Consider the following 13,486-nt stretch of genomic DNA (forward strand, 5'->3'; position numbering starts at 1 on the left):
TAGCATGATGCGTTATAGCTAATTCATAGTTTTGACATTGCAATATCGGAAAAATCGATGCTGCCGACCCTGAAACAGATACAGCACTTCGTTGCGATTGCCGAGACCGGACAGGTGTCGCGGGCCGCACAGCGCTGCCACGTTTCGCAGTCCTCGATGACCGCATCGCTCAAGGCGCTGGAGGACGCAGTCGGCGCGCCGCTGTTCTCCCGACACGCCGCTGGGGTAAAGCTGACAGCCGCGGGCATCCGTTTCCTGCGTCATGCGCAGCAGATCGATGTAGCCGTGCGCGAGGCAGTCACCGCGGCTGCGCTCACGCCCGCGACGCTGACCGGCGTCGTCCGCCTTGGCGTTACCGAGACGATTACGGCGTACGTCCTCCCTAGGCTGTTGCCCGCGCTGGAACAAAAGTTTCCCCGGCTGGAACTGCAGATCCTTGAGCGACCGCGCGGCGATATCGAGGCGCATATCCAGGCCGGCAAGCTCGACCTGGCCTTGCTGCTGGTTTCGAACCTGCCCGAGATGGATCACGTCGGTTGCGAAACGCTGCTGCGCTCGGCGCGTCAGCTTTGGGGACCTCCGGACCATCCGCTGATGCAGCAGGAAGAGATCAGCCTGTCCGACGTGGCGCGGCACGACTACATCCTGCTCGACATGGACGAGCATATCGCCACCGTGATCAAGTACTGGGGGCAGTACGGGCTTACGCCCAGCGTGCGGCTGCAAAGCTGTTCGATCGAGGCGGTGCGCAGCCTGGTGGCGTCCGGGCGCGGCGTGTCTATCTTGTCCGATCTCGTCTATCGGCCCTGGTCGCTGGAAGGGCAGCGCATCCTGCGGCGCAGCCTCTCTGACAGGGTGCCGTCCATGGATGTCGGATTGATCTGGCGGCTCGAAGCCGGAGCGGACCCGCAGACGCAAAGCTTGCGGGAGTTTTTGCGGGTTGCATTGAGGGAGACGTTACGCTAGCGACTATACGGCCCCGCCCATCAACTGTTCTCTTGCCCTTCGAGTCGTTTCTTCCGCCGGCGCTTGGCCGGCCTCATCCTGCATGCGCATTACGCCGGCAACAGCACAAAGAGAAGTGGTGGCTGCCAGCAGGCGTGCGCGTCGTCGTAAGCTACGAGGCCGGCCAGGACGGATTTGGATCTGTCGTGCGCTTCAGGGGCGCGGCATCGAGTGCTAATTCCCGTCGGCATCAATTCGACTGCACGCTCAGGCATCGAACCCCAGGAAGCGCGTGAAGCCATCGACGGGCTCACGCGCCATATCGAGACGGTTGACAATCGACTCTCCGTCGGGGAAGCCGAGGCTCATTCCGCACACGACCTGGAAGCCGTCGGGAAACTCGAGGTGCCTGGAGATGATGTCCTGATAGCGCACGAATGACACCTGAGGACACGTGGCCAGGCCAATGGCGCTTGCGGCAATCATGATCGTCTGGATAAACAGCCCATAGTCCAGCCAGCTGAATTTGGTGAGAGATGGATCGATCGCGAAGATCAAGCCAACGGGCGCACCGAAGAAATCGAAGTTTCTCGCCGTTACCTTGGCGCGTTGCTGCATATCGCACTTGGATATTCCCAGCGCGCCGTAGTACACCGATCCGAATGCCTCCTGGCGAACTCTCATCGCTTCAGGAAGCGGGTCGGGAATATGTCGCAACGGAGGATGTCGATCCTCCACGTGCGCCTGCCTTAACGCTTCGCTCAGCGCAGCTTTTTCCTGCCCAGCCAGCACGTAGACATGCCAGGGCTGGATATTCGAGTTGCTTGGCGCAAATCTTGCCACGTCGAGAATGTCCTCGACCATGCGTCGCGGTATCGCATCAGGTCTGAAGTATCTCACGGCTCGACGGGCGCGAATGATGCCATCGACGATGGATGCTGTGGGATGAGAGTTTCGAGTAATTTTCATGAGTAGAGAACGAGCAGGGAGGCTTCCTCATGATGACATCGCGTACAGGAAGCGCACGGTGAAACATATGCAAGGGCAAATTGCACCCGCTGCACAACAGCGGCGGTTCAATCACCGGCGAGTGCCGGCCGCGCGCGGCCCCACGCCATCACGAACAGGGCCATTGCTGCGACGAATGCTGGCGCGGCCATCAGCATGAAGATGTAGATCATGTTGTAGCCGGCCGCGAGCAGCGTGCCGCCGCCCATGGCACCGAGAATGCCACCGAAGCGCCCCACGCCGAGCATCCAGGCCACGCCGGTCGCGCGGCTGTGGGTGGGATAGAAAAGCGCAGCGAGTGCGAGCATCGACATCTGCGCGCCCGTCATGCAAACGCCCGCCACGAACGTCAGAACCGCCAGCGACCCGGTACTGGCCGCTCCTTGTCCCATCGCACAGACCGCGACGCCGAGAAGAAGGAAGGCCAGTGCAACGATTCGGCAGGGATTCCAGCGATCCATCAGCCAGCCGAAGATCAGCGCGCCGAGCACGCCACCCGCCGGAAACAGCGCCGTAACGAGTGCTGCCTCGCGCAGCGTGAAGCCTGCCTGGCGGATCATTGTGGGCATCCAGCTCGTGAGTGTGTAATAGACGAGCAGCCCCATGAAGTAGGCCAGCCACAGCGTCAGCGTGCCGAATCGGTACGGCCTGGCGAGCATCGCGCCGATCGGTGTGCGTTGCTTGTCCCCCTGGTTTTCCGAAATCGTAAAGCATGACGTGGCGATAGCAGGGTCATCGGCGATCCGGCGTAGTACGTTGCGAATCCGCTCGATCGGCCAGTCCCTGATCACCATGAAGCGGATCGACTCGGGTAACCTGATCAGGCCGATTGCCAACACGACCGGTACACCGCCGCCGACCACGAAGACCGATCGCCACCCGAAGTCAGGAATCAATGCGGCCGCGGCAAGTCCTCCCGCCGAGGCACCCAGTGTAAAACCACAGAACATGATGTTCAGTAGCAATGCGCGTCGTTTTGCCGGCACGTATTCCGATAGCAGGGTTGTCGCGTTGGGCAACGCCGCCCCGAGACCGATGCCGGTCAGAAAGCGGAACACGGTGAGTTGCCAGATGTCCGTCGCTGCCACGCACGCCGCCGTCCAAAGGCCGAAGAAAAAGACCGAGCCGATCAAGACCCTGCGCCGGCCTATCCTGTCGGCGATCGGTCCTGCCAGCAGCGCACCCAGCGCCAGGCCGACCAGCGCCGCACTGAGCACCGGTCCTAACGCACCAACGGGAATGGACCATTCCCTGGCGACGGCCGGCGCGACAAAGCCGATCGCTGCCGTATCGAAGCCGTCCGCAGCGACGATCAGAAAGCAAATGAACAGGATCAGCCATTGATATGGCGAAAACGGATGTTCATCAATGAATTGCTGGACATCGATGACCTTCGATGTCGCTTGCTGGTAAGTACTCATGACAACTCCTGTGGGGGATGACTCTTCATGAAGCCTCTCGACGAACAGATGGTCGATTCATGTCGACATCTGCTGGAAGATGAAAGACATCGGCGCGGAGCTTAGGCTTGCAGATGACGAGCGACAACAGGGTCAACCCCGATAGGGGGCAGGCCGCTCGTAGTTCAGATCCCTTTGTCAGCGAAATTAATTTGGCGAAGATGCAGGAAATCCAGCGTGAATTGATCGTGCTGGGGTCTTTTCTCCCGCATAAGCGCTAATTTCTTCATCGCATGATCGAGATGAAGGCGTCATTGAAATCTGTGCATATGGATATTGAACGGTGGAACCTGCGTCACACATGACGCCTCTTGCACGGCATGCAATCTCACCTTGAACGGTTGTCGCTTCCGCCGTTGCGCACCGTATGGCATCGTGCCTGCAGGCGATACGCCGCTGCGCGGGCACATTGATCAGCATCGCTGGCGATGCGAGCACGACGCTAAACCGAGACCATGAGGACGATATGTCAAACACCGAAGCATCCAATCACAGGGAGCAATTGATCGCTCGCTGCATTCCGTTTCTTGACGAGGTCAAGGACATGACCACCGGAAGCGAAGTCGAGCAATGGCTGAACACGAAATACGGTCGTGAAAGCGCGTTGTACAAGGATCTCGCCCGACTGATCAGGATCGGTGTCGAGCAGGAAGGCTGGGCCGCCAACACGGAAATCGCGGGTCATAAGTACCGGCGATCGCGCCTTGTCGATCCGTCGGAGGCGACCTTCGGCTTCAGCATTACCGCGGTCTATATGGACAGCTCCGGTAACGATCAGCGCAACCCGGAAGATGCCTTCCGCGGCGACTATCATTCCCACCCTTATGGCGAGTTCAACCTGGTGGTGGCGCTCAATGAAGGCGCGGCGCTGGCTGGTCCGAATGGCTGGTGCTACGGCGGATGGACTGCCCCCGCACCGGGCAGTCATCATTATCCCGAGGCCAAGGGCGGCGCAGTCATTGCGCTCTTCTTCCTGCCTGCAGGCAGGATTGCCTACAACGTCAAGGCACCGGACGCCCATTGACTGGCAGGATGTAGGGCGGCTCGCCTTCATCGGCGTGCCGCTCGCAAATCGCACGGCGGCAGCCGTGCGAACGCTTTAACGTCTAGGCCTTCGACAAGCGCCGGGCCGTCTCCACAAGCTTGGCGCCCACCGCGCGCACTTCGGTCTCTACCGGCTTTTGGATAAGACTGCCATCCGCGTCGAATGCCTGATGTGCTGCTGCCAGCGAGAATCCCTGCGGAATGACCAGCATGCCGAGCTTCTCCAGTACGCCGCGCATTCCCAGCATGGAGCGGATACCGCCCATTGGTCCTGGCGAAGCGCTGATCACTGCGGCAACCTTTCCCTGGAAAAGCTGCACGCCCGATTCCCCGGTAGCCATCGGCCGGCTTATCCAGTCAATGGCATTCTTGAGCAGCGCGGTATAGCCGCCGTTATATTCGGGCGACGCCACCAGCAACGCATCATGCTCCGCTAGCAACCGCTGCAACTCCCTTGCCGGTGCCGGTACGCCGTGTTCCTGTTCGAAGTCGCCGTCATAGAACGGCAACGCATGATCGGCCAGTGATACGAGCCTGGCCTCAGCGTCGCTGTCGCCTGCGCCGCGCACGGCCACATCGAGCAATTTTCGGTTGACGGAACCGCGACGCGTGCTGCCACACAATGCAAGGATCTTTACTGTCATGTTGAAGTTCTGAAGCGATGGGAATTGCCGGGTGCGTTGCGGCCCGCTGCGGGATGTCAGTAGGGCGAACGACCGGAGCCGCATGCCGCGATCGTGTCACGATATCGACTAGGCGAACGCCAGGTGCTGGAAAAGGGCCAGCCCGCGTGGCGCCAGAGATGTCGATGTGCATGGTGTCTCGATGGTGCCACAGGGAAAACGCCGGCTGCGGTGAAATGCGTGCAAGGCGACCTTGCAGCAAACAGGACGAACTAGGTTCGCACCTGGCTCGCCACATCGGCAATTTGCTTGCGCAGCCATTGCAAGGCCGGATCTTCGGCATTGCGGCCGTGCCAGACCGCCCGTACCGACGTCATTGGCGTGGGGTAGGGCACCGGATGAATGCGTAGCTCACCATCGCGCTCGAACTCGCGGCCCAGCGGCGAAGGTACGAGCGCCAGCATGTCGCTGTGGCGAACCAGAGAGGGTATCGCCAGCGAATGCGCCACTGCGACGCGGATACGCGGCAGACTTGCAGAACCCGCAAACGCGTCTTCCAGCGCCTGCCGGTCGAACATTTCCGATTGCCGTGCCAGGCCGCGTTCGACGATAAAGCCGCTGACCGCGCCTTCCTCCTGCCCACCCAGCGATACGGCGACCAGTGGATAGGTCAGCAGATCCTCGTTGGTGAGCGCACGGTCGCCGATCGGATGATCTCGGTGCGTAACCAGTACCTCGGTCTGCTTCCAGACCACCATCGACTGGAACCGCGTAGGCACTTCGGCAAAGATGCCGATGGCGATGTCGATGCGGCCGATGTCGATCTGTCCGGCCAGATCGAGTCTTGTCGAGGGGCGCACCACAAGGTCGACCATCGGCGCTTCCGCGCGCAGGCGCTGGCTCAGCCGGCTGAGCAGAAGCAATGTGATGTAGTCGTTGGCGGCCACCACGAATTCCCGACGTGCGCTGGCCGGGTCGAAGGGTTCATCACCGAGCGCGGTCTGGATTTGCCGCAAGGCGTTCCGGATGGGCGTGGCCATCGCCACCGCGCGCGCGGTCGGCTCCATGCCCTTGGCTGTACGCACGAAGAGGTCGTCCTGGAGCACATCGCGAAGGCGGCCGAGCGCATGGCTGATTGCCGATTGACTGAGATGCAGGCGCTTGCCAGCGGCCAGCAGATTGCGATCTTCGAAAACTGCATCGAAGACGCGCAACAGGTTGAGGTCGATCCTTGCGAGATTCATTCTTTTCGTCCGAATGAGAGCGCACCAAATGTTCCGCGCATTCTACCCTCGAGAGCACGACCGGCCGTGGCGCTCGCTGCGTCGTTCCGGCCATCGTCATGCCGTGGTCCCGCGTCCTCTGCTGATCTTCAATGACGGTAGTCCTGTCGGAAACTGGCGGTTCTGTACCCGGATTTACACCTGTGCCGACTACAGTCAAGCGGTGGCAGCGGGCAGCGCGAGCCGCATAGAGTCGAATAGTGCGCCTGCTGTTGTGCTTCTGCGAACTGTGCGTGCGCCATCTGCGTTTGATACTGGCCGTTTTCGGTTGCGCGACGCTGAAGAAACTCACTCTCCTGTTCCTTGACTTGGGCGCTTTTCCCAACGATCGAAACTGTTCCTCCCTTAGAAGCTGTTGCGAAATTAATTCATGAAGGGCTTTAGCCTGCTCCAGCAAATCAGCGAACAGGCAAGGGACAGGAAGGCTTCGTGGACATGGGCATATCGTTCATATCGAAGCTTCAGGCCTCTGAACGAGTGGAGCCAAGCAATCGAGCGCTCCACGACCCAGCGCGTTTTGCCGAGCCCACTGCCGTGTGGCGAGCCGATTTTGGCAAGCACGGGCGTGATGCCGCGCTAACAGCTTCTTAGAGCACCCACGCCGAAATCGCCGGCAGCATCAGGCTGGCCCCGATCCCGATCAACACCCCGAACGCCACCCTGCGCGTCGTGGTCGGCGAGAACGGTGGCGGGAAACGCCGGCCCAGCAGCGTGGCGATCACCACCACCGGCACGGCAATGGCGGCCTGCACGCACACGGCGGTGTCGAGCTGCCCCTGCCAGGCCGAGAACAGCGTGCGCACGCTGGAGGTCACGGTGAACACCAGGATCAGCGCGCAGCGGACTTCCACCGGCTTCATCGGCTGCCGGTAGAACTGGAAGATCAGCGGCGGCCCGGAGACGCCGAACATGCCGCTCAGCAAGCCACCGAACACCCCGCTCATGAAGAAGCTGCGGTCGCCCGAGCGCTGCGCCAGCGGCGCGGGCTTGAGCGCGGCGCTGAGGCCGCCGTACAGGATCACGGCGCCCAGCAGCAACTGCAGCAGGGTGGCCGCGCTGCTGCTCAGGTATTCCAGCACCAGCACCCCCACCACTACCGACGGCAGGATGCCGATCGCCGCCGCGCCGACCGCGCGCCAGTCGATATGCTGCATCTTGCCGGGCAGGGCGCAGGCGCTGTTGGCCAGAGTGACCAGGCTGACCACCGCGGCCACGGTGGCTACCGGCGCCAGGCCGAGTCCGCTGGTGGCGCCCATCACGATCATGCCCAGGCCAAAGCCGGTCACCGTCTGGAAATAGGTGCCGGCGCCGAGCAGGGCCTGCAGGCCCAGCAGCGGCAACAACAGTTCTGCTTTCATGCCGCTGCCTGCTCGCCCTTGCCGGCCTGTTCCGCGGTCGCTTGCGACTGGACCACGGTGACGGCGATGACATGGAACACATCGTCCGCGCTGCAGCCGCGCGACAGGTCGTTGGCGGGCTTGTTCAGTCCCTGCAGCATCGGCCCGATGGCCTTGGCGCCACCGACCCGCTCGGCCAGCTTGTAGCCGATATTGCCGGCTTCCAGGCTGGGGAACACCAGCACGTTGGCGTGGCCGTTCACCTGTGAATGCGCGACCTTGCGCGCGGCGATCTCGGCGACGATGGCGGCATCGAGCTGCACGTCGCCATCGATGGCCAGGCCCGGGCGCTGCGCACGCACGCGCTCGGTGGCGGCCACCACCTTGTCCACGGCCGCATGGCTGGCGCTGCCGCTGGTCGAGAACGACAGCATGGCCACGCGCGGCTCTTCCATCAGCAAGGTGCGTGCGCTGTCGGCCGCGGCCATGGCGATATCGGCAAGCGCATCGGCATCCGGATCCACCACCAGCCCGCAGTCGGAGAAGATCAGCCCGCCCTTGAGCGTGTGGAAAGGCTCGCACAGCATCATCAGGAAGAAGCTCGACACCAGCCGGAAGCCGGGTGCCAGCCCGACCAGCTGGATCGCGTTGCGCACCACGTCGGCGGTGGTGTGGGCGGCGCCCGCGACCGAACCGTCGGCATGGCCCAGCCGTACCATCAGGTTGGCAAAGCACAGCGGGTCCAGCACGGCGCGCTTCGCTTCATCGAGCGTCATGCCTTTCTTCTGGCGCAGCGCGAAGAGCTGCTGCGCGAACGAAGGCATGAGCGCCGAGGTGGCCGGATCGACCAGCGTCATGCCGTCCAGCCCGATGCCGTGGATGGCCGCGGCGGCGTTGATCTGGCGCGTGTTGCCGACCAGCACGATGCGCGCGATGCCTTCCTGCGTGGCGCGCTGCGCGGCCTGCAGGATGCGCGGGTCTTCGGCCTCGCACAGCACGATGCGGCGAGGTGCGGCGCGGGCGCGGTCGATGATGCGGAGGATGGCTTTCATGGTGGTTGGCTCGGTAAAACTGAAAAAAGGGCCAGCGACCTGCGCTATGCCCTTGGTGTTCTCCCCTCTCCCGCTTGCGGGAGAGGGGCCGGGGGAGAGGGCAGGCGCTCGCCATGCTGCCGCGCCTCACTTCGTGGACGCACCGGCCCTCTCCCCAACCCTCTCCCGCAAGCGGGAGAGGGAGCACGCCGTCAGCTGGCGGTGTGCAGTACTTCGATCAGACGTAGTCCTTGTACTTGTCCAGGTAACGCACCGGCTTGGCCAGCGCATCGCGGCGGAACGGGTCCCCCAGCTCACGCGTGCACATGATCTCGATGATCGTGGTCTTGCCATGATTCATCTGCAGGTCGATGGCGCGCTTGAGCGCCGGGCCCACGTCTTCCAGGCGGTCCACCACGATGCCTTCGGCGCCCATCGCGCGGGCGATGTCGGCAAAGCTCTGGTTGTCCAGCTCGCCCGCGACGAAGCGGCGGTTGTAGAAGTCCACCTGGTTCTTCTTCTCCGCGCCCCACTGGCGGTTGTGGAACACCACCGCGGTCACCGGGATGTTGTGGCGCACGCAGGTCATGGTTTCCATCAGGCTCATGCCCCAGGCGCCGTCACCGGCGTACGACACGGCCGGGCGATGCGGAGCCGCCACCTTGGCGCCGATGATGGTCGGGAAGGCGTAGCCGCAGTTGCCCCAGCTCATCGCCGCGAAGAAGCTGCGCGGCTTCTCGAAGCGCAGGTAGCTGTTGGCCACCGAGTTGATGTTGCCGATGTCGGTGGACACCATCACGTCTTCCGGCATGGCCTTTTCCAGCTCGCGCAGCACCTGGCGCGGGTGCAGGTACGTGCCGCCGGTGGGCGTGCGCTCCTGCTTCTGCTCTTCGATCATGTCCAGGCTGTACGGGTCGCGCTCATGGGTCCAGTCGTCCAGCTCCTTCTCCCACGCGGCTTTCTCGTTGGCGATTTCCGTGGCGCGGCCGTCGCGGGTGGCGTCGCACGCCAGCGTGCGGCCGGCCAGGCGCTGGGTCAGCGCGATGGCGGCGGCCTTGGCATCGCCGCAGATGCCCACCGAGATCTTCTTCACCAGGCCCAGCATCTTGTGGTCGGCGTCGATCTGGATGATCTTGGCGTTCTTCGGCCAGTAGTCCATGCCGTGCTGCGGCAGCGTGCCGAACGGCCCCAGGCGCGAGCCCAGCGCGATCACCACGTCGGCGCGCGAGATCAGCTTCATCGCCGCCTTCGAACCCTGGTAGCCCAGCGGGCCGCACCACAGCGGATGGCTGGCGGGGAACGAGTCGTTGTGCAGGTAGCTGTTGACCACCGGCGCGCCCAGGCGCTCGGCCAGGGCCTTGCACTCTTCGATCGCATCGGCCATCACCACGCCGCCGCCCGAGATGATCACCGGGAACTTGGCGTTGGCCAGCAACTCGGCCGCTTCGTTCAGGCTCTGCTCGCCGCCGGGGCCGCGGTCGAGGCGGCGCGGCTGCGGGATCTCGACGTTGACCTTGCCGTAGAAGTGGTCACGCGGGATGTTCAGCTGGGTCGGGCCCATTTCCGCGGTGGCGCGGTCGAAGCAGCGGGCGGTGAACTCGGCCATGCGCGCCGGGTTGGTGACATGGCCCTGGTACTTGGTGAACTCCTGGAACATCGGCAGCTGGTTGGCTTCCTGGAAGCCGCCCAGGCCAATGCCCATGGTGCCGGCCTCGGGCGTGACGATCACCACCGGGCTGTGGGCCCAGTAGGCAGCAGCGATCGAAGTCACGCAGTTGGAGATGCCGGGGCCGTTCTGGCCGATCACCACGCCGTGGCGGCCCGACACGCGGGCGTAGCCGTCGGCCATGTGGCCGGCGCCCTGCTCGTGCACCACTGGGATCAGGCGGATGCCCGCCGGCGCGAAGATGTCCATCGCATCCATGAAGGCCGAGCCCATGATGCCGAACATGTCGGTCACGCCATTGGCGGCCAGCGTTTCAACGAAGGCTTCCGACGGGGTCATGGTCTGCGGGCCGGCCGGGACCTGGCTCTCCTTCGCGGCGGCCGAGCCACCGGAAACGGCGGGATTCGAGGTGGTATCGAGGTCGCGCATGGCGTTGTCTCCTGATGAGGGTCTTATAAAGTGGAACAGGACGTTCCGGAAAATTGCTTGTTGGGGGAAATGTAGGCGGAAGACTCCGATTGGTCAATAGGAAGTTTTGATTTATGGAATGAAACGAATGAAAAAATGAGACAAAAATCCGATTGAGGCGTCGTAAACGCCATTTATCGGGCGTTGATACGCGCTGCGAGGACGGGGAAATCGGGATGCGCCCGGGCCGGGCAGGCAAGCAGGACGCCAGTGAGAGATCACCGGCGCTGGCGAATATGGCGGGAAGTGTGACGAGCCCGCCGCCTCAGGGACGCGGCGAGGAAGTGCGAGCTGGCGCGCTCAGCAGGGCGCGGTTTGACTGGGCTGCATGCTGGTGAAGGGGGCCGTCTCAGCGTACCGACAGCGCTTCCAGCACTGGCAGGTTGCCCTCGCCGAAGCCCTGATGCCCGTCGCGCTGGACGATCTCGAAAAAGAACTCGCCCGCCTCGCGCCTCACGAACGCCTGCAGGAAGCGCTCCTGCGTGCGATCGGCACGCATGGCGCCGTCGGCCAGGATGCCGTAGCGCTGCAGCGCGGCCAGGTCCAGGCCATGGCCGGGCAGGCGCGTGTCGACGCAATCGTAGTAGGCCGCCGGCGGCTGCACAAACTGCACGCCGTTGCCCGCCAGCGCGGCAGTGCTGGCGAGTATGTCGGCGCTGGCCAGCGCAATATGCTGGATGCCCTCGCCGTGCTGGTCCGACAGGTAGTGGCGCATCTGGTCATGGCGCGTCGTTCCCTTCTCATACAGCGGAATGCGAATGCGCCCGCACGGCGACACCAGCGCGTGCGCCTCGCTGGCTGGCTGGAGCTCGCGGAAGCCCAGCACCTTGCGGTAGAAGTCCAGCCATTCCTCGAGATGGCCTTGCTCCACGGCCTGGGTCAGGTGGTCGACGCGCAGCAGCCCCGCGTCCGGCGCATTGTCGGGCTGCGGCAGCGGGCGAAAATCGACGTCGTAGATCGAGATATCGCCCACGTCGCCTGGCCGGCCCTCCTTGCCGCGCCAGCGGTCGATGAAATAGAGGATCGACTGGCCGATGCCCTGGATGGCGGGGATATTGAGCTCCATCGGCCCCACGGTGCCGCCCTCGAAGGGCCATGCGCCAGCTTCCAGCGCGCGGGTAAAGGCGGCCGCGGCATCGTTCACGCGGATGCCGATGGCGCAGATCGACAGGCCGTACTCGCTGGCATATCGCGTCGCGAACGAATCCGGCTCGGCATCGACGATGAAATTCATCTCGCCCTGCCGGTACAGCTTCACGGCCTTGTGGCGGTGACGGGCGATGGCGGCAAAACCGAAGCGTTCAAGGGTGCGGCCCAGCGCGGCCGGGTCGGGCGAGGCAAATTCGATGAACTCGTAGCCCTGGATCCCGAGCGGGTTGTCCCACGTCTGGAAATCGTCGGCGCGCGGGGAAGAGACGTCTGCGGCGCTCATTGTCGTTGCTCCTGTTGGGTGGCGAGGGGGGGCGGTGCCGGGCCATTGCGGCGACGATCGGATCATAGCAACGCGCCCTCGCCGGGCCGCGCCTGGACGGCGCGTCTCAGCACCTCGTAGAAACCCGAACTGCGCGCCTTGATCGCGCATACGCGTTCACTGATCGCGCAATATGGCGCAAAGGGCGCTTGGCTGGCGCGCGGCCGGCCACTAATCTCCGGTCATCGAAACGCACCCGGGCCGGCCGCCAGGCTCACCAACACCATGATCAACGGCAAGACCACGCTCATCCCGCACCTTGGCTTTCCCACGGATTCGTTCAAGGCGCCGATGATCTACAACCCCTGGTTCGCGCAGCAGGGCATCGACGCGGTGGTGGTGCCGATGGGCGTCAAGCCCGACGACTATGCCGAAGTGTTCCGCTCCCTGTTCCGCCTGACCAATATCCGCGGCGCGCTTGTGACCATGCCGCACAAGGTTGCCACGCTGGAACTGGTGGACGAGCTCACGCCGGCCGCCCGCATCGCCGGTGCGTGCAACGCCGTGCTGCGGCGCGACGACGGCACGCTGGTCGGTGACCAGTTCGATGGCGCCGGCTTCGTGCGCGGCATCGTGCGCAAGGGCTGCCGGCCGGAAGGCGCGCGCGCCATCGTCTCCGGCAGCGGTGGCGTGGGCAGCGCGATCGCCGCCTCGCTGGCCGAAGCCGGCGTGGCGGAACTGGCGCTGTTCGATGCCCGCGAAGGCGCCGCGCGTGCGCTGGCCCGCCGCCTGGCCGAGTATTACCCGGCGCTGCGCGTGAGCACAGGCTCGGACGATCCGCAAGGCTTCGACATGGTGGTCAACGCGACCCCGCTTGGCATGCACGCAGGCGACCCGCTGCCGTTCGACGTCGCGCGCATTGCCCCTGGCGCGATGGTCGGCGAGGTGGTGATGAAGCACGAATACACCCCCTTCCTCGAAGCCGCACTGGCCCGCGGCTGCAAGGTCCAGGTGGGCACCGACATGCTGTTTGAGATGATTCCGGCCTACCTGGAGTTCTTTGGCTACGGCACGGCCACCCCTGAAGCGCTGCGCGCGGTTGCGCAGATCCGGTATTGAGGGCAGGGCGCATGCCCTGGCCGACCGCCGAGCGGATGCCGTCCCATAAAGGCACGCCGGCAAGCATTTCCAATCAAACGGTGGAGACAGA

At 63.9% G+C, this 13,486-nt stretch carries 12 protein-coding genes and 2 pseudogenes; 5 read left to right on the top strand and 9 right to left on the bottom strand.

Annotated elements, in window-relative coordinates:
- Positions 1 to 57: 57 nt before the first annotated feature.
- Both RS901_RS25140 and RS901_RS39040 read left to right on the top strand, forming a co-directional pair.
- A complete protein-coding gene (locus RS901_RS25140; protein ID WP_316156852.1) occupies positions 58 to 966 on the top strand; it encodes a LysR family transcriptional regulator in 909 nt (302 codons plus the stop codon).
- A 98-nt stretch (positions 967 to 1,064) separates the two neighbouring features.
- Positions 1,065 to 1,180 (top strand): annotated as a pseudogene (locus RS901_RS39040) (IS110 family transposase); the annotation flags it as partial.
- A gap of 32 nt (positions 1,181 to 1,212) precedes the next feature.
- Here RS901_RS39040 and RS901_RS25150 read toward each other — a convergent pair.
- Positions 1,213 to 1,809, bottom strand: coding sequence for a nitroreductase (locus tag RS901_RS25150; protein ID WP_316156853.1), 597 nt, complete (start codon positions 1,807 to 1,809; stop codon positions 1,213 to 1,215).
- Positions 1,810 to 2,021: 212 nt separating this feature from the next.
- Positions 2,022 to 3,374 carry an MFS transporter gene (locus RS901_RS25155; RefSeq protein WP_316156854.1) on the bottom strand — a complete coding sequence of 451 codons (1,353 nt, stop codon included), beginning with the start codon at positions 3,372 to 3,374 and terminating at the stop codon, positions 2,022 to 2,024.
- 107 nt (positions 3,375 to 3,481) lie between these two features.
- On the opposite strand from RS901_RS25155, the gene RS901_RS25160 reads away from it, so the two are divergent.
- Both RS901_RS25160 and RS901_RS25165 read left to right on the top strand, forming a co-directional pair.
- Positions 3,482 to 3,634, top strand: coding sequence for a hypothetical protein (locus RS901_RS25160; protein WP_316156855.1), 153 nt, complete (start codon positions 3,482 to 3,484; stop codon positions 3,632 to 3,634).
- 245 nt (positions 3,635 to 3,879) lie between these two features.
- Positions 3,880 to 4,437, top strand: a complete 558-nt coding sequence (locus RS901_RS25165; protein WP_316156856.1) for a DUF4863 family protein — start codon at positions 3,880 to 3,882, stop codon at positions 4,435 to 4,437.
- A gap of 82 nt (positions 4,438 to 4,519) precedes the next feature.
- Here RS901_RS25165 and RS901_RS25170 read toward each other — a convergent pair whose 3' ends face one another.
- The 7 genes and pseudogenes from RS901_RS25170 to RS901_RS25200 all read right to left on the bottom strand — a co-directional run bounded on the left by RS901_RS25170 (position 4,520) and on the right by RS901_RS25200 (position 12,297).
- Entirely contained in the window at positions 4,520 to 5,101 is a 582-nt protein-coding gene (locus tag RS901_RS25170; protein ID WP_316156857.1) for an NAD(P)H-dependent oxidoreductase, read from the bottom strand.
- Positions 5,102 to 5,352: 251 nt separating this feature from the next.
- A complete protein-coding gene (locus RS901_RS25175; RefSeq protein WP_316156858.1) occupies positions 5,353 to 6,324 on the bottom strand; it encodes a LysR substrate-binding domain-containing protein in 972 nt (323 codons plus the stop codon).
- 402 nt (positions 6,325 to 6,726) lie between these two features.
- Positions 6,727 to 6,939, bottom strand: a pseudogene (locus tag RS901_RS25180) (transposase); the annotation flags it as partial.
- A gap of 11 nt (positions 6,940 to 6,950) precedes the next feature.
- Entirely contained in the window at positions 6,951 to 7,721 is a 771-nt protein-coding gene (locus tag RS901_RS25185) for a sulfite exporter TauE/SafE family protein (RefSeq protein ID WP_316156860.1), read from the bottom strand.
- Positions 7,718 to 8,752, bottom strand: coding sequence for a phosphate acetyltransferase (pta, locus tag RS901_RS25190; protein WP_316156861.1), 1,035 nt, complete (start codon positions 8,750 to 8,752; stop codon positions 7,718 to 7,720). The genes RS901_RS25185 and pta overlap by 4 nt, the downstream gene beginning before the upstream one ends.
- A gap of 217 nt (positions 8,753 to 8,969) precedes the next feature.
- Positions 8,970 to 10,736, bottom strand: coding sequence for a sulfoacetaldehyde acetyltransferase (gene xsc / locus RS901_RS25195; protein WP_316157287.1), 1,767 nt, complete (start codon positions 10,734 to 10,736; stop codon positions 8,970 to 8,972).
- 478 nt (positions 10,737 to 11,214) lie between these two features.
- Positions 11,215 to 12,297, bottom strand: coding sequence for a 4-hydroxyphenylpyruvate dioxygenase family protein (locus RS901_RS25200; RefSeq protein WP_316156862.1), 1,083 nt, complete (start codon positions 12,295 to 12,297; stop codon positions 11,215 to 11,217).
- 264 nt (positions 12,298 to 12,561) lie between these two features.
- Between RS901_RS25200 and RS901_RS25205 the strand changes: the two genes are divergently transcribed.
- The gene (locus tag RS901_RS25205) at positions 12,562 to 13,395 is read left to right on the top strand and encodes a shikimate dehydrogenase (protein WP_316156863.1); all 834 of its coding nucleotides are present in this window, start codon (positions 12,562 to 12,564) and stop codon (positions 13,393 to 13,395) included.
- Positions 13,396 to 13,486: the final 91 nt, after the last annotated feature.

It is taken from the genome of Cupriavidus sp. BIC8F, assembly GCF_032465815.1.
Lineage (GTDB): Bacteria > Pseudomonadota > Gammaproteobacteria > Burkholderiales > Burkholderiaceae > Cupriavidus > Cupriavidus necator.